Below are 20300 nucleotides of genomic sequence, written 5' to 3' on the forward strand. Positions count from 1 at the left end.
GTCGCGGCGAAACGGGCTCCGTGTACGAAAAAAGCGGTGATCGGGTCGAAAAAAGTACGGGTTTGGCGTCAATCCGCGGTACGTGCCGAAAAGGGCGCGGCATGAAGCGGATTGTAAGTCGCATTTTGGTAAACCGTAGAGGGGTATCTCGCGAAATAGAAGTCTTTTAGTGGTAATTGCCGATAAAAGAGGGCGTTTTAACGGAAATTCAAGGAAGAGAAGAAGGTTTTATCCCTCCTCTCCTCCTCTTTCGATCGGCCCTTCGGTTGGTTTCGCGTTTCCTTCGTCAGACAAACGAAATCATGTCCCACATCGGCATGAAGATCGCCAACGCGAAGAAGAGAATCACGACCCCGAGGCAGAGAATGAGCATCGGCCCCAAGCTGTCGGTCATCTTCTCGACGGCGACGTTCACTTCGTCGTCGTAGTGTTCGGCCAATTCTTCGAGCATCGTGTCGAGGCGACTTGCCTGTTCGCCGATCGTGCAAAGGCTCACCGCCAGGGGGCTCATCGAGCGCACCTCGCCGATCGCCTTCGCGATCGATTCGCCCTCGCGGATCTTGACCTTCACCTCTTCGAATTCGGCCGCGAAAAACGCGTTGTCGACGGTCGACTTCAAAATATCCATGCTCTCCAGAATCGAGACGCCGCTCTTCAAAAGAATGCTGAAGAGCGCCGCAAAGCGGGCGATGACGGACTTCTGAACAACCGGCCCCACAATCGGCAGCTTCAAAAGAAGCCCGTCGATCGTGCGGCGGCCGGCCGAGGACTGCGCCCAACGCCGGAGCACGACGAAGGCGACCGCCAAAACCGCGAGGACGAGCACGCCCCATTCGGAGAGCACGTGGTGCATGCCGATCGCAACCTGCGTCGCCCACGGGAGCTCGCGCCCCGACTGCGAATAGACGGCCGCGAACTGCGGAACGACGAAGTTGAGAAGCACGACGAAGGCGCCCACCATGGCGCCCGCCACCATCTTCGGGTAGCGAACGGCCGAGGCCGTCTTCTGACGGATCTTCTCTTCGTGGGCGAGAAGCTTCACGAGGCGCTCCAACACCACGCCCATCGAGCCGCTTTGCTCCCCCGCTTCGATCATCGAGGCATACAAGGGCGGAAAAATCTTCGGGTGCGCGCGAAACGCGGTCGTCAGGCTCTGCCCTTCGACGATGCGGGCGCGAATGTCTTCGACGGCGGCGCAGAGGTGCTTCTCGGGCGTCTGGTCGCGCAGAATCCGAAAGACGTCTCCGAGCGGGATCCCCGCCATGAAGAGCGTGCGAAACTGCTTCGTAAAGAGAATGAGCGACTTCGTGTTGACGGGGGTGACGCCGAGGAGCCCTTCGAGCTTCTCAACGAGCGTTCCCGAGGCGGCCTTCGCGTCCCCGGTCGAAGTCGAACCCGAAGCCGGAGCAGGAGCAGGGCTCGGGGGCACCCCGGGCTTGGCGGGTTTCGCGGAGCCGCTTTCCCCGTCGAAACCGAAGAGTTCCGCGAGCCCCGACAGGGCCGAAGCGCTCTCCGGGCGGTTAGCCGTGACGGTAAGCGCCGCGAGCCCGCGCGCAAAGAGCGCCGAGCGAACGGCCTGTTCGTTCTCGGCCGTCATGACCCCCGTCGTTTTCTGCCCTTCGGCATTGAGGGCGACGTACGTGTAGTCCCTTGCCATGGTGGTTTATCGAAAAGTTTTCCCAGTCATCGGTTCCGGCTTTAAGCCATCGTCACGCGCAGCGCCTCTTCGACCGTCGTGCGACCGTCGCGGATCTTGTCGGCGGCGTCTTCGCGCATCGAGTGAAAGCCTTCGGCGCGCGCGGCCTTCTGGACGTCCTGCGGGCTCATGCCGCGCGAAATCTCCTGACGGATTTCGTCCGACATCGCGAGCACTTCGAAAATCCCGACGCGACCGGCGTAGCCCGTCCCGTTGCAGTGCGGGCACCCGGTGCCGCGGTAGTAGACCGCCTCGTCGGGTTTGAGCCCGAATCGGGCAAGCAAATCGGCGGGCGGCTGATAGGGCGTGCGGCAGTGCGGGCAAATCGTGCGCACGAGTCGCTGCGCGAAGGCGCCCAAAAGCACCGACGTCACGAAGTGGGGCTCGACCCCCATGTCCATGAGACGGTAGACCGCACCGAGAGCGTCGTTCGTGTGCAGCGTCGACAACACCAAGTGCCCCGTCAACGCCGCCTGCACGGCGATCTTCGCGGTTTCTTCGTCGCGGATTTCCCCCACCATCACGACGTCCGGGTCCTGACGCAGGATCGAGCGAAGGCCGGATGCGAACGTCATCCCCGCTTTGGTATTCAGCTGCACCTGGCGGATCCCGTCCATTCGGTATTCGACCGGGTCCTCGAGCGTGATGATGTTGATGTCGTCGCGCTTGATCATCTGGATGATCGAGTAGAGACTTGTACTCTTACCGGAGCCCGTCGGGCCCGTCGAGAGGATCATCCCCCAGGGCTTTTTCGCTTCGCGCTCGAGAATCGTGCAGTCGTGCGGATTCATCCCGAGGGCGGGGAACGTGTAGACGCGCTTCGAACTCGTGTCGAGGAGTCGCATCACGATGTTTTCGCCGTAAATCGTCGGAAGCGTCGACAAACGCACGTTGATTTCGCGGTCGTCGACGCGCACCGAGAAGCGCCCGTCCTGCGGAGTGCGCGTCACGGAAATGTCGAGGTTCGCGAGAATCTTGAGACGCGACGCGAGCGCGGGCCCCAGGTTCTTCGGCACGTCGCTCGCCGTACGCAACACGCCCTGGATGCGGTAGCGGACGTTCACGATGTTCTTTTCGGGGTTGATATGCACGTCACTCGCCCCGGCACGCACCCCTTCCGCAAGAATCAGGTTCACGATGCGGATCACCGGCGCGGCGTCGCCGTCCGCGTCCGTCATGGCGATGAGCTCCGACCCTTCTTCCGAGACGACGCTCACGTCGTCGGCGCCGTCGTCGCGGAACTCCGTCATCATCGCGTCAAAGGCCGTGTGTTCGCCGTAGACGATGCGGAAGATCCGCCCGAACTCTTCCTTCGTGCAGAGTACGGGTTCGATCTGATGGCGCGTGAGGTCTTCAAGCGCAAAGAGCTCGTTGAAACCGGGGGCGTCAAGAAGCGCGAGGTACAAAATCCCGTCGCGAACGCACAAGGGTGCGGCTTGACTCTGCTGCGCGCGGCGCATGGGGAGCAAATCCCGGAGCGCCGGGTCGGTTGCGTACTGCGACGCGTCGTAACGCGGAATCGAGAGCTGCGACGAAATGATGTCGAGCACGTCGAGTTCGGTGACGATACCGCGATCGATCAGGAATTCGCCGAGACGCATCTTCGCGTTGCGCGCGGAGGCGAGCGCCGCTTCGAGCTGCTCGGGCGTAAGCTTGCGGCGACGAACGAGTTCTTCGCCGAGTCGGAGTTTTTTCTGAATGCGGGGTACGGGCATGTCGGGTTCCGAAAGCGTAAGTGTCGTATGTGTCGAACGTATTGAACGGGATGCGTGAAATCAGCGCCCGGCGCTCAAGTCGAGCACCTGGGAGCCCGCGGGGACGGGCAGGGGCTGGGCCGCGGAGTTCGTAGCAGAGTTCGCTGCGGGCTTCGTGCTCGTCTTCGCATCGGCAGACGCATCGGCTTCACGAGCCTCGATCGCTTCTTCGTGCGAAACGGTATCGGTCGCCCATTCGCTTTGCGCCTTCGTGCTCGAAACCGGGGTCGCGACGTCGCGAAGCGCCGAAGGCGAGGGCGACGGGGGCAGGGGCGTCGGCGTCAAGTTCTGCTTCGTGCGCGTCGGAAGGATCGTCGGCGTAATGAAGATCAACACTTCTTCCATCGACTGCGTGCGGTTCGTGGAGCCGAAGACGTAGCGGCCGCCCGGCAGATCGCGCGCTCCGGGAACGCCCGCTTCGGTGTTGACGCCGCGCTCCTTCGTCAAGCCCGAAATGACGATCGTTTCGCCGCTTCGGACCATGACGGTCGTTTCGGTTTGCTTCTTCACGATGAAGGGGTTCCCCTCGACCGCGCGCGAGCTGTCGACTTCGTCCTTCTTGATGAGGACCTTGAGTTTCAAGTTCGCCCCGTCGATCACGTTCGGCGTCATTTCAAGGCGCAGCACCGCGTCCTCGAACTTCACGTCGACGTTCCCGTCGGAGTCGCGGCTCACGTACGGAACCTTTTCACCGTTTTCGGTGTAGGCCATCTTGTTGTCGAGCGTCGTGATGGAGGGCGAGGAGAGGATGTTGAGAACCCCTTCCTTTTCCATCATGTTGAGCTGCGCTTCGAGGATGTTGCCGCCCTGACGACCGAGAGCAAAGCCGAGCTTGCCGGCCCCCGTCCCGTTCACGATCGAGCTGTAGTCAAGCCCCAGGTTCGAGCCGAGGATCCCCGTCGCGGCGTCGGTCGCGGCGTCCTCTGCGGCACCCGAGCCCGTACCAATCCAGCCGCGGTCGCCCCCGCTGATCGTCCCCGAGCGAAGGTTCCCGCCCCACTGCATGCCGAGTTCGCGGGCCTTTTCCTTCGTCGTTTCGATGATGTGAGCGCGCAACTGCACCTGCGGGCGCGGACGGTCGAGGTGTTCGATCAAGGAAATGATGCGGGCCTGCGCGGAGTCCGTCGCCTGCACGATGAGGGCGTTGTTGTGCTGATCGATTTCGATCACGGCGTCGGGGTTCCCCGCCAGGAACTTCGCGAGCGTCTTCTGGAGTTCCGTCGCGTCCGAATAGCGCACGTTCACGACGCTCACGCCCAAGGGGCCCGTGTTCATCGCGCGGGTTTCCTGAAGGGCGATTTCGTTGTTGAGAGCCGCCAAGTCGAATTCGCGCTTCTTTTCTTCGATGGTGAGAACCTGCAGAATGCGGCCCGTCCAGCGGTATTCGAGGCCGTTCGCGGCCAAGACGCTCTTAAAGACGTCGCTCCAGGGTTCGTTCACGACATCAAGCGACACGAACCCCGTCACGGCGGGGGAAATGAGAAGCGAAACGTTCGCGGACTTTGCGAGCATGCGAAGGACCACGGGGACGGGCGAATCCTGCGCCTTGAGGGTGACGGGACTCGCAGGGAGGCCCTTCTTGACGGCGCTTGCAAGGGGCTTCGCTTTTTCCTGCATCAGAACGCGGGGTTCGGGCTGAAGGTCTTCGACGGAAGGCGAAAACCCTTCGCGACCGATCGCCTGCTCCTGCCAGTGGTGCATGAAGGGGTTGCTCGCTTCGGCATCGGGGTTGCGCGTGGCGCAGCCCGCAAGAAGGACCGTCAAGAGCGAAAGAAGGGTCGTGGTACGGAAAATGGGACGGGTTGTCATGGTGTCCGGGGCATGCGTTTTTGCGGAGTCCGGAGCTCTCACTGCGGGGCTCGACGGACTCGGCGGGGTGAATCGGGTGCGTAGGGTCGTCTGTCAGTGTCGAAGCGCGGCCGCGGTGCTTTCAATCCGCTCGCGGCTCGCGGCGGGGCTTCGGAGCGCTTCCTCGCGAATCTTGGGGACGACCCCCATGTCGCTCAGTCGCGACCAGGCGTCCGACAAGGGCTCCGCCTTGAGTTCGCTCGAGGAGGCTTGAGAGGCGGAAGCAGTCGAGCCGCTCGAACCGCTCGAAGCACTCGAAAGGCCGGAGCCCGCCGAGATCGTCTTCTGGCTCGAGGACGCCGCGGCGCCCTGCGTGTAGGCGGCGGGGAGTTCGTCCGTAAAGAGGACCGTCCTGCGCGCTTCCGTCTGGGGCGCGAAGAGTTCGACCGCGTCGGGCGAAATGGCGGTCACGCGTTCGCCCGTTTCGGCGACGGTGTCGCCGACGGCGTAGCCCGTCCCGTTGATGACGGCGTGCGCCCCGTCGGGGAGCGCCAGGAACCCGGTGTAGGTGACGGACGGCAGATTCCCTTCGAGGGTCGAGCGCGTCTTCGGGTCTTCGTAACGCGTCACGATCGGGCGCTCAATCGGGCGGCGCGCGGTCGCAAAGAGCGCGCGAAAGCCCGTGGGGTCGTTTTCGATGCGGGGCACGATCGCGTTGACCGCGGCCTGCGCGTGCGCGGGCGTGGGGCGCGTCGGGTCCATCGACGCTTCGCGCGGCTTCGAGAGGAAATTCCAACCGAGGTCGGCGAGCGCAACGAGCGCGACGACGATCAAGAGGGCAAAGAGTCGCAGTTCGCGGGTGGTCATTGGAGCTCCTTCAAGAGCGCTTCGGTCGAGTAGCCCGTCGTAAAGCGCGTGACGAGCTCGATCGTAAAGTTGGGTTCGGGCGAGGCCGCGGTGAGGGTGAAATTCCCCACGTCCTCGATCCACGTCTGGCGGTTCACCCAGACGAAGAACATTCGGAAGGCTTCGCTCGACCCGGTGCCGATCCCGTCGACGCGCACGGTCGAGGCGCTCACGAGCGTCGTTGCGTCCGGGATGAAGCGCGCGTTCTCGATCCCCGACTGCGCGGCGTGGCGTTCAAGCAAAACGAGCACTTCGTGCAGGTCGTTGGGCTCCGGGGTCGAATGTTCCGACGCGAGAATCGCGAGAAGCTCGCTGTTTTTCTGACCGATGCGCTCGATCGCCGGGGCGAGAATCTTGTGAGATTCGATCGCGTCCTCAAGAAATTCCGCTTCCGCTTCGCTTTCCTTGCTCGAGAACCAGAAAACGGCCGCGAGCAGCGTGAAGACAAAGCCCGCGAGGTTGATCGAGGCGATGAGCTTCAGCGGCACCCAGCGCGGGATGCGCATGTAAAACTTTTGAACGGGTGTCATGACTAACCTTCCTCAGGGGGCGATGTCGGGGAAAACAAGACGGAAGACCAAACGGTCCGCCTCGGGGGTGGAGAGTTCGAGCTCCATGTCGTGTGCGTAGGGCTTCGTCTTGAGGCGCTTCAAGAATTTGGCGAGCAAGAGCTCCTGCTCCAACGCATCCCCCACGATCAGGCCGTCAAGCTCAATCACGTAGGGGGAAGCCGGAGCTTTGGCGTCCTTACCCTGCTGAGCCGCACCCTTTTGGGGGCTCGGCCGCGGCGGCATGCCGGATCCCGGCGGGTGCTCGCGGTCCACGCGCGCAACGCGCGTGAGGTACACGCCTTCGGGGCGCAAGACGCTCAGGGTCGCGAGGAACGCCGGATAGCGGTCCATCGACTTGATGCGGGCTAGTTCCGTCACGAGCCGCTCGTTTTCGTCCTTCTTCGCTTCGAGTCGCGCGACGGTCGCTTCGGGTTGAAGCGTTGCGCGTACGTCCTGCGCCGCACGGATGTCGGAGAGCGCATGCCACCAGGAAATCCCACCCCAGAGCGCGATCGTGAAGGACGTGAAGCAGAGTCCCAAGGCCCCGAGCAGAATCGCATGCGTGATGCGCTTCTGGCGCACTTCTTCGCGTCGCTCGTCGGGACACGCAAGAAGATTCGGCACGGAGGGCGACTTGAAGGAAAGACCCGCGGCGTCGAAAAGGAGCCCCGCGCGCGGAGAGCGCGAAATCGCGCGCAGAGCCGCCTGCGCTTTGGGGGTTGTGCCTTCGGGAAAGAGAAATTCCGAGGTGGGCAAACGCAGGTTCTCTTCTACGCGTCGGGCGATCAGGCGCGTGATCGTGTGCGGGGCCGCAATCACGACCCCTTTGACGGGGACGTTGTAGTTGCGGCGCTCGAAGTAGACGATCGAGCGTTCCACGTAGGCGACAACGCGATCCAGAGCATCCCCGAGCACGGCGTCGACCGCGTCGAGTTCGCCCTCCGTCAGATTGTGTTCGTTCAGGAGATGCTCGACGCCGCGCGCCGTCGTCGCATCGCCCGGGCCCGCCATGCGGGAGGGCGTCTTCCCGAAGTCGACCGCACAGGCTTCGCCCTCGGCCGTAAGGTCCGCCGCATGGAGGTGGGCGTCGGAAACCGAGCGCGCCAGCGACAGAATCCCGCAGCCGAGATTGCGTTGCATGAGGAGGTGCTCTTCGTGGAAGACCGAAAGGAGGCTCGAGTCGGACGAGAACGACAGCACGACGTACGTCTTCCAGGGCGCGTCAAGGAGCCCCGCGTGGGCGTACCCGCAGACGGAGAAGGCGTGCGCCGCCACACCCGCCAAACGAACGCCGTGGCGACCGAAGTCGTTTTGGAGCGCTTCAAGGAGTTCCATGTCGCCCGTAAGTCCCAGAGCCGCGACCGTGTTCGTGCGCGACGCGTCCCACGTGCCCGTCGTGCGGTAGTCGAAACGCATCGTGTCGGGACGCACGGGGTACTGCTTGCTCGCCTGCAAAAGGGCGACGGCGTCGAGCTCCTCGCCCTTCAAATCGGGGAGTTCCAGGACGTACGCGTGCGTGCGCTCCGCAGGAGCCTGCATCCAGAGGTCGACCTTCGACCAGTCGGGGGTGAATTCCTTCACTACTTCGGCAATCCAGTCGAGGCGTTCCTTGGGTTCCACCACGAGCGCCGCCGGGTACGGGAAGTACGCGACGTCGTCGATGCGGTTGTTCTTCGTCGGGTCGGTGAGAACGAGCAAAATCCCGTGCGCGTCTTCGGAGACCGCAAGCACCCGACGGGGCTTGTCGCCGTAGAGCATGCGGGCGATCGGGCTGAAGGAAAGGGGCGTATTTTCGTCGGGGTGCGGCTCGTGCGCGGGCTCCGTCGTTTCGAAAAGCACGACGGGCGCGCTCGAAGGATTTGCACCCGCAGCCGAATTCGCGTTCGCAGCCGAATTTACGTTCGCATTCGGGTTCGCTCCCGTGCCGATGCGAATGCCGCGCTGCTCGTCGATCACTTCGTCCCAGGCGGGGGCGTGAGGCTCCGACGAGGCGGCGGGGCGGACGGGCCGGGAAGATTGCACGGAAGGCACGGCCCCGTAGGGGGTCGACCCTCCCGCAGTTCCCGTCGTGCCCGGGTAGGCGTTCCCCGCGGCAGCTTCGCCCGGGGCGGGCGAGACGCCGTAGGCGTTCGGATATCGGTTGGCGTTGTCGCTCATGTCGATTTCCTTCAAAGAATGATGCTCAACCAGGCCGACCAAATCCGGTCGCCCGCAAGCCACGTGAGGTACGCGGCACCCGAGAGAAAGGGCCCGAAGGGAAGGCGCATGTCGGAAGGATCGCGCCCGAGAAGGCGCAAAACCAGAAAGACCGCCAACGCCCCGAGGGACGCAAAGAGGACGACCATCGGAAGGAACATCCCGCCCGTCAGAAAGCCGATCGAAAGCATGAGTTTCGAGTCGCCCAATCCGAGCCCCTCGCGCCCCGAAGCGCGCTCGGAGGCAAACGAGATGAAGCGGAAAAGCCCCCAACCGATGAGCCCCCCGGCAATGGCGTCAACGGGATCGTGCCCGAGCCAAAGGGCGGCGGGGAGCGCGAGGACCGCGGCCGGCAACGTCAGCCGGTCGGGAAGAAGGCCGACTTTCAGGTCGATCCCCGAAGCGACGACGTAAATCGACGTGAAGACGAGGTAGACGAGCGATTCGGGCGTGGCGCCGAAGGTGAAAACGACGAGCGCGAAAAGGACCGCGACGATGATTTCGGACGCGGGGTACCGCACGGACACTTTCATCCCGCAGTGCGCGCACCGCCCGCGAAGGCAGAGCCACGAGAGGACGGGCTCGAGCTCCAGGGGGCCGAGGGTCGTCCCGCAGCCGTCGCACGCCGAGCGCGGACGCACGATCGAGCGCCCTTCGGCGCCGCGATCGATGCACACGTTGAAAAAGCTCCCGAAGGCGAGTCCCAAGAGGGCAGCACAGAGCGTGAGAAAAAGATTCGGATCCATGAAGAAAACGGAAAATCAACTACTCGATCCCGGACTCAAACCGGGAAGCCCGCGCGACGGAGTTCCCCCGCAAGGCTCAGTCGGTCGCGCGCCTGAAGGAGCGCTTCCTCGGGGGCGACGATGCCCGCCGTCACGAGTTCGGCGAGGTGGTCGTCCATCGTGCGCATTCCGTGGGCGCGGTTCGTCTGCATGACGTTCGGAAGCTGGAAGGTCTTCCCGTCGCGAATGAGATTGCGCACCGCGGGGTTCGCAACGAGCGTTTCCATCGCCAGAACGCGCCCTCGGACGTCCGAGCGCTTCACGAGCTGAAGCGAAAGGACCGCTTCGAGGGACTGCGCGAGGCTCGCGCGGATCTGGGCCTGCTGCTCGGCGCGGAACGTATTGATGATGCGGTCGACCGTTTCGGCGGCGGAGCGCGTGTGGAGCGTCGCGAAAACGAGGTGACCCGTTTCGGCCGCTTCAAGGGCCAGCGCCATCGTTTCGGCGTCGCGCATTTCGCCCACGACGATGATGTCCGGGTCTTCGCGAAGGGCCATGCGCAGGGCCGAAGCGAAGGTCGCGGTGTGCGAACCCACTTCGCGTTGGCTCACAAGGCACGCTTCCGGGGCGTAGAGGAATTCGATCGGGTCTTCGATCGTGAGAATGTGGTCGCGTCGGACGCGGTTCGCGTGATTGACGATCGAGGCCATGGTGGTGGACTTCCCGCTTCCCGTCGCGCCTGTCACGAGCACAAGGCCGCTCGAAAGAAGCGCGAGGCGCGCGAGATGCTCAGGCAATCCGAGCTCCCGCATGTCGGGAATGCGTCGGGGAATCCAACGGAGTTCCGCAGAGGTGCCGCCGAGCGTCTTATAGAAGTTCGCGCGGTAAAGCGACGCCCCTAGGGGCTCCCAGCGAAAGTCGATTTCGCCCGCGGCGTCGAAACGCTTGAAGTCGTCGGGGGAAACCATGCCGGCGAGCGCTTGGCGGAGCTCCTCGTCGGTAAAGGGCGTGTCCGTCAGCGGGACGAGTTCGCCCGCGGAGCGGGCGAGGGCGGGACGACCCGCCGCAAGATGAAGGTCCGAGCCGCGCATCGCCTCGAGTCGGGCGAGGAGCTCAAGAATGCGGGGAATGGGGGCGGACATGATTTGGCGGTTGAGGGGTTGAAAGCCCGAAGGCTTGAAGGTCTGGTCGAAGGAAATCGGAACGCGGCGGCTGTCTCAGTGTCTTGAGAGCCTCGGCGTTCCGTGAATCGGGCCGCGGTTTGCCGCCCGGTTGCCGAAGGGGTCATTTCGGCAAGGCGCCCCGCGCGGATCCGTGCTCGAAGAATCGAGCGTTGATCCCCCGAGCGGGGCGCTGTAGTGCGTCCGAGGAAAACCTCGGACGTACGACCGATTAGTTGTTGGCGGAGGTGCTGCAGGACGGGATTTGGATCGCGAACGACTGGTGATTGTTGGGGTCGTTCTTCAACGCAACGTCAAGGTTCGGGTTGTTGAATGTGATCGTGTAGTTCGTGCCGTAGGAGCCCTTCTGAGCTTCACCCGTGGCGGTGGTGATAGCGTTGGAACAGGTTTGGCCCTGGAGGAGCGCCTGCGCGAAGGAGGCGTTGAGGCGGGCCTGGAATTCGGCGGCGACGGAGGCCATGGCCTTCTTTTCGGCATCGGCCTGGAGGTCGAAGTATTTGGGCACGGCAACGGCGGCAAGGATGCCGATCAGCACGAGCACCATGACGATTTCGATGAGGGTAAAGCCGGCTTCGCGGTTCTTGAGGATGGTCTTCATAGTAAGGCCTTGTTTCAGTATGTGTAGGAAGTGTTTTTTTGTGCGTCCGATCGCCGAAGCGTCGTGCGCTCATTCGATTAGTTGGAGCTGCAGGACGGGATTTGGATCGCGAACGACTGGTGATTGTTGGGGTCGTTCTTCAACGCAACGTCAAGGTTCGGGTTGTTGAACGTGATCTTGTAGTTCGTGCCGTAGGAGCCCTTCTGAGCTTCACCCGTGGCGGTGGTGATAGCGTTGGAACAGGTTTGGCCCTGGAGGAGCGCCTGCGCGAAGGAGGCGTTGAGGCGGGCCTGGAATTCGGCGGCGACGGAGGCCATGGCCTTCTTTTCGGCGTCGGCCTGGAGGTCGAAGTACTTGGGCACGGCGACGGCAGCGAGGATGCCGATCAGCACGAGCACCATGACGATTTCGATGAGCGTAAAGCCGGCTTCGCGGTTCTTGAGAATGGTCTTCATAAGAGTCAAGTCGTGTAGGAAGAGGTTGTGGTTTTTTTACTTGGTGGAAAACGGGGAAGGCTCCCAAACGGGGCCCTGCCCGGGAAACGACCCTCGGGGAAAACCCCGAGGGATCGAAAGGGAAGCAGATTCTACGTGAAATTACAAAGAAATTACAAACGGATTTCTTGTTTACATTTCCGTAGTTTTTGCTTGAAAATCAATCGTTTACTGTTAGGTAACAGGTTGGAAAACAGACCTGTCGCGACCGTTTTGCTTCGCCTCGTAGAGCCCTTCGTCGGCCACGGCCGTGAGCACGTGAAGGCTTTCGACAGGCGCAGTCGTTTCGTCGTAGAGCGAAACGCCGAGGCTTGCCGTGATGTTGAAGGGCTTGCCGTCTGGGGTCGTGAAGTCGAGTCGCTTGATCCCGGTGCGGATCCTTTCCGCCATGCGCTCAAGCGCTTCGCGGTTCGCGCCCTGCGTCACGACGCAGAATTCTTCCCCGCCGTAGCGGTAGACCCGGTCGCGCGACCGCGCGGCGCCTCGCAGGAACCCGCCCACCGTGCGGAGCACCTCGTCGCCGAAGGCGTGCCCGAAGGTGTCGTTGATGGGCTTGAACTTGTCGATGTCGAGAACGATCACGCCCGTACCGAGGGGCAGAGGCGACATCTCGTCGTTGTCGCGCTCGAAGGCCAAACGATTCGAGATGCTCGTCAGGCCGTCCGTGTAGGAAAGCCCCCGATAGACGTCGCGCTCGGAGCGCATGCGGTCCGCTTTCTCGCGCTCGGTGGCGATCGACGTGAGAAGGAGCGGCAGCTGGTTCAAAAGCGACTGCACTTCGGAAATGTTCGAGTGCGGAAGAGCGCTCGGCATTTCGTAGGTCTTTTGGAAGTCGTCGAGAATCCGGCTCGTGCGCTCGATCGGACGGGCCAAACGGGTGCTGAAGTAAAGGAACACGAAGAATTCCGTGACGTTCAGAACGAAGAGGAGCGCAAGCCCCGGCCGCATGTCGTGGACCTGCTTTCCGATCGCCTCGACGTGTGCGAGCACCTTCGTCGTGCGGTTCGCCGTATAGATGTGACGCACGGCGTCGAGCGCCCCGACGGCTTCGTTCCCTTTGCGAAGAATCATCGTGCGGAAGTTTTCGCGCTCTTTTCGCACCTTGAGGTAGGCCGATTCCAAGCGATGCAGGTCCGCGAGGAGCGAGGCTTCGGGCGAATCGGCCGGCACGGCGCGCTCGAACTGTTCGACGTAGGTGTCGAGCATCGCGTCTACCTGTTCGTCCGTGGGCGCAAGCGTCTGTTCGCTTCCGAAGAGGCGGTCGAGTTTCACTTCGGGAATGCGCGCGTCGATGGTCGTTCCCACCGTGCGCATCGACTGCCAGATGCGGTGCGCTTCTTCGGTGGCGGAAGAGAGCAGCTGCCGAAGCGCCCACATGTCGTCCACCGAACGGCGGAGCGCCACGAAATTCTCGCGGTCCGTTTCGGAGAGGTCGCCGGGCGTCATGAAGCTGCTCGCCGTCGCGTTGAGGTACGCGTTGCGAAGCTGCTTCGGGTCGTCCGAGCGAATGAGGGTCGCAAGCGACGTCTCGATCACGTAGAGCTGCGAGTAGCGCGTTTGCGACTCGGTGAGTACGTCCGTGAGACGCTCCTGAATCGCTGCGAGCTCGTCTTCCGTGGTCGAGAGGTACTTCGTCGTGAGGAAAAGGCAAAAGCAAAGCTGCACGATGAGGGAGCCCACGAGGAGCCCCATCACGCTTCGAATCGAAACCGAGTTTTTGTCTTCTTTCTTGGAGGCGCCGTCGGCCCCCTCGCGCACGGCGTCTTCGCCGTCGGGCGACTGCATGCAGGTCGCACTCGAGAAGGGATGAATGTTCACGGTCAGAGACTCACGAGTTTGAAGTGTTTGATGAAGATCGCCTGGAGCTTGCCGTTGAGCTTCAACTCCGTGAGCGCCCGGTCGAGCGCTTCAAGGCGCTTGTCGCCCGCACGCATCACCATGCGTTGAAGCTCATAGGGGCGTTCCTTCTCGGGCGAATAGATCCCCGCCGGGAAAATCTCGGCGTTATCCGTATGCTTCAGGTGTTCGATCCCGTTCATCGCGTCGACGAGCGCCGCGTCGACGGTGCCGTCTTCAACCGCCGTGAAGAGTTCGTGCGCCGAATCGACGCGAATGAGCGTCGCACCCGCGGGGAGGTACGCGGTTTCGCCGACCACTTCCTGGTGCGTCCCCTTCCCGACCGCGATCTTGCGGCCTTCGAAAAGTTCGGGGTCGGTGTCGTGAATCGAGCTGTCTCGCGTGAGGAGCATCGTTCCCGAACGGAGGTAGGGCTTCGAGTAGGCGACGCTCTTTTCGCTCGGGTCTTCGGAGAGGTGTGCGACTGCCACGTCGACGTTGAAGCCCGCGGGCCGCCCGTCGCGCGTCTCGTAGCCGTAGGGGTAGTTGTTGGCGCCCACGCCCACCGTGATTTCAACGGGGATGGGAGCGGCGGGCTCGACTTCGTAACCCGCCATGTAGTAGATCGCGCCCCCGAGAAGGAGCAGCAGACTGCCGATCGGGCCCACTTTATGGATGAGCACGCTCACCGCACACCTCCGAGTTTGGTCGAGGGGAGACGCGTGCGGTCGGAACGCGCGAATTCGAATCGAGAGAAAAGATTAAGACGATTCGCTTTCGTATGAAATGAGGTATTGGTGGTGATCAAAGAGTGCGGAATAAAGAGCATAACGACCTCGATTTGATCTGGATCAAGTCGGGGGGGGGGTATGCCTATTTCCCATGCCTCAAAAAGGAAAACTCAGCAAAACGGATCGGGATCTTATCACACGAAAATTCGCCCTGACAATTCAAAATAAAGAAGAAATTTTATTTTTTCCGACATTTGATAAAAAGGGCGGCAAACGTTTTTACGGAACTTTCTTGAATACCACGTTTACGATCCTTCTTTCTAGCGGCTACGGCATCTTTCGGGCTGTAAACAAATCCAAATAAAACCCTTGCATGAAACTCGGAATTTGAAAACCAAATTTCGATTTTCTTGACTGAAAATGTAAACATAAAGATGCGACAATGAAAACCTAAGGCTGTAAAACCGAAAGTCGCACAAAATCGACCGAGCCGAATTTCGGAAAAAAGACACTTCCTTCCACATGTATTCTTTTCTGTACACAAATTTGTAATTACAGGATGAAAATGACACAATCCTATCCGCACAACGCCGTGAATTTTCCCGACGACAACCCTATGACCGAAATCTACCCTGCGGGCGGGCTTCGCACGAAGCGCGTCGGCCTGATGGCGGTGTTCAACGAAATCTCGAAGCAAATCGGTCTTTGGGTGGACGCTGAAAGTGCGTTCGGGCCTTGCGCCGCCGGTTGGCGCACGCGCTCGCCTATCACCGGCTCATGACGGAAGCGAACTCCCTCTCGCTCTTTGCGCCCTGGCCCGAGGGCTACCTCCTTCCGAGTGACGAGCTCCTGTCGGGCGAGTCCATTGTGGCGTTCGAGACGGCGTTGGGCGAGGCGCAGGTTGCGACGTCGACCTTTTTCGCGGCCCGTGCGGCTCATGCGGCTCGTCTTGACGAGCCCCTTTGCGCCTACGACCTGAGCAGCATCGCCGCGCAGGGGCTCAACCCATCGGTACGGCCTTCGGACTTTCGACGGGAGGCGCCGTCGGGGAAGAAGGGGGCCTCGGCGTCGCGCTCGGGCTTAAGAGCGGGTTGCCCGTGCGATTTGCGTTGTTGCCGGGCGGCCTCACCGACGCCGCGACCGCGGCGGATCTCCTTTGGGAAAAGATCGACGAGGTCGAGGCCCTTCGCGGGAAAGAACGCTTCGGCGCGGTGCTCGAAGCGAAGCACTTCGACATGTCGAACCTCGCGCGTGCCGTCGACGAAGGAAAGCACGTCCTCTTCAACCGCCTCGGTTGCGCCGCGACGCCCTGGATTCGCGAAGCGGTGGAAGAAGCGGTCAAAGAAGGGTGAGAAGGGCGCGAGGGATCGGAGTCGACCGAGCACCGACTGCCGGACGAAGACGGGTGGGGCATCACCATTAAGAGAGACGTGATGTTTGACGACGGTCGCGTGCGCCCCGTGTGGGGGCATGTCTTCCGGTTCGAGTCCGTCGCGAACGCCGAAAAGGTGCGGATGTTCATGCGCATCGGGAACTTCGTAAAAGAGTGGAGCGAAGCGGACAGTGCGTCCGAACTCCGGAAGCGCGCCTTGAAAAAGAACGCGATGCTTCGCTACTTCCTCACGCCCGAGGGCGAGCCCGACGAAACGATGCTCGAGCGCGACTTCGATGCGATCGACGCGGCGCTCAACGCGGCGGGGATCACGGTGAGCGTGAGAACGATGCCGTGTTCGGCCGAGGACGTGATCGAAACCTGCCGTCGGCCCGGAACGTTCGAGGCGTGTTTCCTCGGCGGACGGGCGGAGCCGGAGACGGCGCTCCTTTCCGGACACGGGACGAAGGCGCTTACGGGGCGCTTCCTCGTGGGGTTCCTCGCGCTTTCGATTCGCAACGAACCCCTGCGTCGCGTGGAGAAGGCCTTTTCCGAGCCGCGTCGGTCGGCGTCCTCCGTCGGGAAATCCTCCGCCTCCGGGAAGCCCGAGAAGCCTCAGGCCGAGGAGGTGATTTTCGACGAACTCCGCAACGTGCTCGATACGGTCGAGGTCGTCTTCTCGGGTTCGGACGCGCGTTACATCCTTCTCACGGACGCGCAGAAGGCGATCGCCGAGAAGCTCGGCTGCCCGGGTGTCTTCGATCGGGTGCCCGACTTCGGCGACTGAGCGCGTAACGGAAGTTTCGGGCCGGGAAGTCTCCGGCCGCTCCGGCCGCTTGGAGTGTTCCGAACGCTGCAGCCCGAACGCTTTCGCCCGAGCGCATTTATTCCTGCATGCGCTCGGGCGGCCTCTCGACGGGATTCTTTCCGTTATTCGCGAATGACGATTCCTTTTGTCGATCGTTTTCCGTTTTGTCGGACGTCATTTACCGACCGTTATTCCATCTACGGGTTGCTTGAAAAGAGTCGTTTATTCCGTCGCATTGACGGGGATTGTGTCGTACTCCGAAGCGTATTCGGTCGTGTTTTCGATTATTCGTCGCTTTCCGAATCGATTCTTCCGATACAGTCCCGAATCGGGGTTGTCGGACACTCAAGTCGGGTATAATGCGCCCGCATTCGTTTTCCGGGTCCGCGCCTTGCGACGAAGCTTTTTCCCGGTCTCAAGGCGACCCTGACGACTCGCGGCGCCTTTCCCCCGATGTGCGCCCTTCGCCCGTAGGTCGGTTTTTCCGACGACACGGTCCGGAACACTTGGATTTGGTACGTTCATTTCATGTTTGATACCGTTCTCGTCGTTGACGACGACGCCATCAATCGCGAAGTGCTCGAAGCGGTCTTCGAGTCGCGTTATCCCGTGGTTTCCGTGGGTTCCTCCCCGGAAGCACTCGAACTCTTGCGCAAGGACCCCTCGCCCTATTGCGCGATCCCGCTTGACGTGGTCATGGAGGATATGAGCGGGCTGCAGTTCCTTGAAATCTTCAACGAGATGGGTTTCCGCGATCGGATCCCCGTCTTTCTCGTCACGTCCCAGGGCGACGTGCAGACGGCGCGCCACGCGTACGAGCTCGGCGTCATGGACGTCATCAAAAAGCCCGTGATCGGCTTCGTGGTCGAACGACGCGTTGCGAACGTGGTGGAGCTCTTCCAGCAGCGGCGCTTCCTCGACCAACGCGTTGCCGAGCAGACGAAGGAAATCATCGCTCAGGCGCTTCGCATCCGCGAACTCAACCGCGGCCTCATCGAAACCTTCTCCGCCGCGATCGAATTCCGCGACGGCGAATCGGGCGAGCACGTCCGCCGCATTTACGAACTCACGAAGTTCTTCCTCACGCGCACCGAGTTCGGTGCGGGGATGGACGAGGAGACGGTTGAACTCGTGGCGCTCGCGTCGATCATGCACGACGTGGGCAAGATCGGCATTCCCGACGCCATCCTCATGAAGCCCGGCCGCTACACGGCCGAGGAATTCGAAATCATGAAGCGCCACACGGTGATCGGCGCCGAGATGCTCGCCTCGATCGAGCAGATCCGCACGCTCCCCATCTTCGAGTACGCGCACGACATTGCTCTGCACCACCACGAACGCTGGGACGGTCGCGGCTACCCCGACGGCTTGACGGGGGACGAAATCTCCGTTCCCGCTCAGATCGTCGGTCTCGTCGACTGCTACGACGCGCTCGTCTCGAAGCGCCGCTACAAAGAGAAGCTCCCGCACCGCACGGCCCTTCAAATGATTCGCGACGGGAAGTGCGGCGTCTTCAACCCGAAGCTTCTCGAGTGTCTCGAACGTCATGCCGATGAAATTCACGCGAAACTCTATCCCGACGACCTCTGAGGCCCTGTCGAACGGAAGGGCCCGCTCCCAGGCGGGCTTCACGCTCTTTGAAATTCTGGCGGTGCTCGCTCTGGCGAGCATCGTTTTTCTTGTCGTCGCTTCCGGCAGCTACGACTTCGGTGTGAACGCCAAGACCGAACTCGAAGCCGAGCGCGTTCGCATGATCGCCCGCATTGCTCACGCGCGCAACGAAGCGATCACGGCGGGCGAAGAACGCACCATCACCCTCTCGGGCACGACCGTTACCTACGACGGCGACCTCGTTCCCATGACGGGCGAACCCAAAACCGTGCAGTTGAAAGGCGTGCGCGCCGACTGGGCGCAGATCCGGTTCGACGCCTACGGTTGGCGCCCCGAATGGGGGCCCAACACCCTGAAACTCACCCACATCGCCACGAACCGCTCCGTGACGATCTCGCTCGGGGAGGGCGGCTATGCCGAATAATTCCGCGGCGGGGTTCGCTCCCCGCAGTTTCCTTGCGTCTCTTTCGCCCCGCGCTGCAGGTGGCTTCACTCTCATCGAAGCCGTGGCGGCGCTCGTTTTCGTCGGGTTCGTCGCGGCCCTCATGGCTACGATCGTCTCGAAGAGCAAGGTGGAAGGCATTCAAATCGCCCGCGAAACGAAGGTGCTCCTTGCGAAAAAGAGTTGCGCCGAACGCCTGACGGCCGACCTCGTCGCGAACGTCGGGACCCTCGTTTCCCGCCGAGAACAGCTCCTGGCGCATCTGCGCGACCGCCCCGACATTTGCCCGGGCACGCCCTCGATCGTCGTCGAAGAAAACGGCTCGACCGCCGGGAAGTCCGTTTCCGGCCGCAGCGCTCCGGGCGGCACGACCGTCTCGGCCGCGGCTGGCGCCTCGGCCCGCTCCGGCAACGAAGAGTGGGTCGATAACCACGTCGGCGTGTGCGTCCCGACGAGCCGCGACTGGCCGGACGGGCAGCTCGTCATCAAGTATTCGTGCTTCAGCTCCACGTACGACAAGCCGGGCATCCCGGAAAAACCGGGCTCGGGAACGGGTTCGGGCGGCGGCTCCGCGATTCGCATCGAAATCGACGGGATTCAGATGGAGGTGATGCCGTGAGTCCCTTGATTCGCACGATGCGTACGAAGCGTATCGAACGTTGGGAGAGCGGCTTCACGCTCCTCGAAATGGTGCTGGCGCTCGTGCTCGCGGGGCTTCTCGCGGGTGCGATCTCCTCGGGCCTCGCCTTCACGGCGAAAGCCTCCATGGACTCCGCGGAAGCCGCGCGCGAGGTGCCGCAGCAGACGACCGCCATTGCCGTTGTCTTCAAGCTTCTCAAAGAGGGGAAGCTCGACACGCTGCGCTTGGAGAACGGGGAGCTTTTGCAGCGTCGCGACAACCGCGAAGCCGTGATTCTGAAGCACGTTTCGGCCTTCCGCACGGACTGCTCCGTCCCCGCCACGGGGTTGCCCGGGACGGGCACCGTCTGCAAGGTCGAGCTCGTCACGAATTCGGCGGGCGGCGACACGTACGTCTTTTACGCCGCTCCGGGCACGCAAGGAGGTTAAGCTGTGACTGCTACGACCGCCACACAACCGACCCGCCCGCAGGACGCCCGCGCGAACGCGCGCCGCGGCGAATCGGGCGGCATCCTGCTCTACGCCGCCTTTGCGGTGATTCTCCTCTCGTCGCTCGCCTTTTTGATGACGACCTTGACGCCCAACACGCTCTCGGGGGTGATGGACCTCAAAAAGTACATCGAGTCCCTCAACACCGAGGTGGGTGAAGTGCCCGAGGAGACGCCGCCTCCGCAGATCGTCGTCGACTACGGGTCCGTGATCGACGCGGGGTTTCAACAGGCTGCGGCAGCTGCGGGCATGGACCCCAAGGACTACATTCTCGCCTTCTGGCAGTGGAGCGACCCCTGGTACATCCTCGACTCGGACGGAAAGAAGCACTACTTCCTGATCGACAACCCGAAGGACGTTTCGGGCGGGGTGATCCACGATTGGCCCAACGAAAAGTTCATCGTGAACCTCACCGTGAAGCCCATGGACGGCTTGAACCGGACGCTGAAGTTCACGCTGGTCTATCCCTGGCCGCACTGACGG

At 62.3% G+C, this 20300-nt stretch carries 20 protein-coding genes; 8 read left to right on the plus strand and 12 right to left on the minus strand.

Annotation, left to right across the window (positions count from 1 at the left end):
• Window positions 1–286 precede the first annotated feature (286 nt).
• The 12 genes from S6FBBBH3_RS05280 to S6FBBBH3_RS05335 all read right to left on the minus strand — a co-directional run bounded on the left by S6FBBBH3_RS05280 (window position 287) and on the right by S6FBBBH3_RS05335 (window position 14408).
• Complete coding sequence (locus S6FBBBH3_RS05280; protein ID WP_120176752.1) at window positions 287–1657, minus strand: type II secretion system F family protein; 1371 nt, start codon at window positions 1655–1657, stop codon at window positions 287–289.
• Between the two features lie 41 nt (window positions 1658–1698).
• A complete protein-coding gene (locus S6FBBBH3_RS05285) occupies window positions 1699–3411 on the minus strand; it encodes a GspE/PulE family protein (RefSeq protein WP_197714305.1) in 1713 nt (570 codons plus the stop codon).
• 60 nt (window positions 3412–3471) lie between these two features.
• Window positions 3472–5259 (minus strand): secretin N-terminal domain-containing protein, encoded by a 1788-nt coding sequence (locus S6FBBBH3_RS05290; RefSeq protein WP_120176753.1) that lies wholly within the window; start codon window positions 5257–5259, stop codon window positions 3472–3474.
• A gap of 93 nt (window positions 5260–5352) precedes the next feature.
• Window positions 5353–6105 (minus strand): hypothetical protein, encoded by a 753-nt coding sequence (locus S6FBBBH3_RS05295; protein ID WP_120176754.1) that lies wholly within the window; start codon window positions 6103–6105, stop codon window positions 5353–5355.
• Complete coding sequence (locus S6FBBBH3_RS05300) at window positions 6102–6674, minus strand: hypothetical protein (protein ID WP_120176755.1); 573 nt, start codon at window positions 6672–6674, stop codon at window positions 6102–6104. The genes S6FBBBH3_RS05295 and S6FBBBH3_RS05300 overlap by 4 nt, the downstream gene beginning before the upstream one ends.
• Window positions 6675–6686: 12 nt before the next feature.
• Entirely contained in the window at window positions 6687–8852 is a 2166-nt protein-coding gene (locus S6FBBBH3_RS05305; RefSeq protein WP_120176756.1) for a hypothetical protein, read from the minus strand.
• An 11-nt stretch (window positions 8853–8863) separates the two neighbouring features.
• Window positions 8864–9637, minus strand: a complete 774-nt coding sequence (locus tag S6FBBBH3_RS05310) for a prepilin peptidase (RefSeq protein WP_120176757.1) — start codon at window positions 9635–9637, stop codon at window positions 8864–8866.
• Window positions 9638–9672: 35 nt separating this feature from the next.
• A complete protein-coding gene (locus S6FBBBH3_RS05315; protein WP_120176758.1) occupies window positions 9673–10758 on the minus strand; it encodes a type IV pilus twitching motility protein PilT in 1086 nt (361 codons plus the stop codon).
• Between the two features lie 250 nt (window positions 10759–11008).
• Window positions 11009–11395, minus strand: coding sequence for a pilus assembly FimT family protein (locus S6FBBBH3_RS05320; RefSeq protein ID WP_120176759.1), 387 nt, complete (start codon window positions 11393–11395; stop codon window positions 11009–11011).
• A gap of 77 nt (window positions 11396–11472) precedes the next feature.
• Window positions 11473–11850 carry a pilus assembly FimT family protein gene (locus tag S6FBBBH3_RS05325; RefSeq protein ID WP_120176760.1) on the minus strand — a complete coding sequence of 126 codons (378 nt, stop codon included), beginning with the start codon at window positions 11848–11850 and terminating at the stop codon, window positions 11473–11475.
• A 213-nt stretch (window positions 11851–12063) separates the two neighbouring features.
• Window positions 12064–13707 (minus strand): GGDEF domain-containing protein, encoded by a 1644-nt coding sequence (locus tag S6FBBBH3_RS05330; RefSeq protein WP_120176761.1) that lies wholly within the window; start codon window positions 13705–13707, stop codon window positions 12064–12066.
• 2 nt (window positions 13708–13709) lie between these two features.
• Window positions 13710–14408, minus strand: coding sequence for a substrate-binding periplasmic protein (locus S6FBBBH3_RS05335; RefSeq protein ID WP_123957643.1), 699 nt, complete (start codon window positions 14406–14408; stop codon window positions 13710–13712).
• Window positions 14409–15021: 613 nt separating this feature from the next.
• Between S6FBBBH3_RS05335 and S6FBBBH3_RS10980 the strand changes: the two genes are divergently transcribed.
• From S6FBBBH3_RS10980 to S6FBBBH3_RS05370, 8 genes are all read left to right on the plus strand, one after another.
• Window positions 15022–15237 carry a hypothetical protein gene (locus S6FBBBH3_RS10980; RefSeq protein WP_123957644.1) on the plus strand — a complete coding sequence of 72 codons (216 nt, stop codon included), beginning with the start codon at window positions 15022–15024 and terminating at the stop codon, window positions 15235–15237.
• Between the two features lie 181 nt (window positions 15238–15418).
• Entirely contained in the window at window positions 15419–15808 is a 390-nt protein-coding gene (locus tag S6FBBBH3_RS05340; protein WP_120176763.1) for a hypothetical protein, read from the plus strand.
• Between the two features lie 81 nt (window positions 15809–15889).
• Window positions 15890–16615 carry a hypothetical protein gene (locus tag S6FBBBH3_RS05345; protein WP_120176764.1) on the plus strand — a complete coding sequence of 242 codons (726 nt, stop codon included), beginning with the start codon at window positions 15890–15892 and terminating at the stop codon, window positions 16613–16615.
• Between the two features lie 549 nt (window positions 16616–17164).
• Window positions 17165–18226, plus strand: a complete 1062-nt coding sequence (locus tag S6FBBBH3_RS05350) for an HD domain-containing phosphohydrolase (RefSeq protein ID WP_120176765.1) — start codon at window positions 17165–17167, stop codon at window positions 18224–18226.
• Window positions 18189–18671 carry a prepilin-type N-terminal cleavage/methylation domain-containing protein gene (locus S6FBBBH3_RS05355; protein ID WP_170143832.1) on the plus strand — a complete coding sequence of 161 codons (483 nt, stop codon included), beginning with the start codon at window positions 18189–18191 and terminating at the stop codon, window positions 18669–18671. Before S6FBBBH3_RS05350 ends, S6FBBBH3_RS05355 begins: the two co-directional genes overlap by 38 nt.
• Window positions 18661–19308 (plus strand): type II secretion system protein, encoded by a 648-nt coding sequence (locus S6FBBBH3_RS05360; RefSeq protein WP_120176767.1) that lies wholly within the window; start codon window positions 18661–18663, stop codon window positions 19306–19308. Before S6FBBBH3_RS05355 ends, S6FBBBH3_RS05360 begins: the two co-directional genes overlap by 11 nt.
• Complete coding sequence (locus S6FBBBH3_RS05365; RefSeq protein ID WP_120176768.1) at window positions 19305–19757, plus strand: prepilin-type N-terminal cleavage/methylation domain-containing protein; 453 nt, start codon at window positions 19305–19307, stop codon at window positions 19755–19757. The genes S6FBBBH3_RS05360 and S6FBBBH3_RS05365 overlap by 4 nt, the downstream gene beginning before the upstream one ends.
• A 3-nt stretch (window positions 19758–19760) precedes the next feature.
• Entirely contained in the window at window positions 19761–20297 is a 537-nt protein-coding gene (locus tag S6FBBBH3_RS05370) for a hypothetical protein (protein ID WP_120176769.1), read from the plus strand.
• Window positions 20298–20300: the final 3 nt, after the last annotated feature.

Source organism: Sutterella megalosphaeroides (assembly GCF_003609995.1).
GTDB classification, from domain to species: Bacteria; Pseudomonadota; Gammaproteobacteria; order Burkholderiales; family Burkholderiaceae_F; genus Sutterella; species Sutterella megalosphaeroides.

Bases quoted from the DNA above. Each gene is read 5' to 3' on its own strand.
- S6FBBBH3_RS05290 (WP_120176753.1), bottom strand. From the start codon at position 5,259: ATGACAACCCGTCCCATTTTCCGTACCACGACCCTTCTTTCGCTCTTG.
- S6FBBBH3_RS05310 (WP_120176757.1), bottom strand. From the start codon at position 9,637: ATGGATCCGAATCTTTTTCTCACGCTCTGTGCTGCCCTCTTGGGACTC.
- S6FBBBH3_RS05285 (WP_197714305.1), bottom strand. From the start codon at position 3,411: ATGCCCGTACCCCGCATTCAGAAAAAACTCCGACTCGGCGAAGAACTC.
- S6FBBBH3_RS05345 (WP_120176764.1), top strand. From the start codon at position 15,890: ATGTTTGACGACGGTCGCGTGCGCCCCGTGTGGGGGCATGTCTTCCGG.
- S6FBBBH3_RS05280 (WP_120176752.1), bottom strand. From the start codon at position 1,657: ATGGCAAGGGACTACACGTACGTCGCCCTCAATGCCGAAGGGCAGAAA.
- S6FBBBH3_RS05295 (WP_120176754.1), bottom strand. From the start codon at position 6,105: ATGACCACCCGCGAACTGCGACTCTTTGCCCTCTTGATCGTCGTCGCG.
- S6FBBBH3_RS05325 (WP_120176760.1), bottom strand. From the start codon at position 11,850: ATGAAGACCATTCTCAAGAACCGCGAAGCCGGCTTTACGCTCATCGAA.
- S6FBBBH3_RS05355 (WP_170143832.1), top strand. From the start codon at position 18,189: ATGAAATTCACGCGAAACTCTATCCCGACGACCTCTGAGGCCCTGTCG.
- S6FBBBH3_RS05300 (WP_120176755.1), bottom strand. From the start codon at position 6,674: ATGACACCCGTTCAAAAGTTTTACATGCGCATCCCGCGCTGGGTGCCG.
- S6FBBBH3_RS05350 (WP_120176765.1), top strand. From the start codon at position 17,165: ATGTTTGATACCGTTCTCGTCGTTGACGACGACGCCATCAATCGCGAA.
- S6FBBBH3_RS05360 (WP_120176767.1), top strand. From the start codon at position 18,661: ATGCCGAATAATTCCGCGGCGGGGTTCGCTCCCCGCAGTTTCCTTGCG.
- S6FBBBH3_RS05320 (WP_120176759.1), bottom strand. From the start codon at position 11,395: ATGAAGACCATCCTCAAGAACCGCGAAGCCGGCTTTACCCTCATCGAA.
- S6FBBBH3_RS05305 (WP_120176756.1), bottom strand. From the start codon at position 8,852: ATGAGCGACAACGCCAACCGATATCCGAACGCCTACGGCGTCTCGCCC.
- S6FBBBH3_RS05315 (WP_120176758.1), bottom strand. From the start codon at position 10,758: ATGTCCGCCCCCATTCCCCGCATTCTTGAGCTCCTCGCCCGACTCGAG.
- S6FBBBH3_RS10980 (WP_123957644.1), top strand. From the start codon at position 15,022: ATGACACAATCCTATCCGCACAACGCCGTGAATTTTCCCGACGACAAC.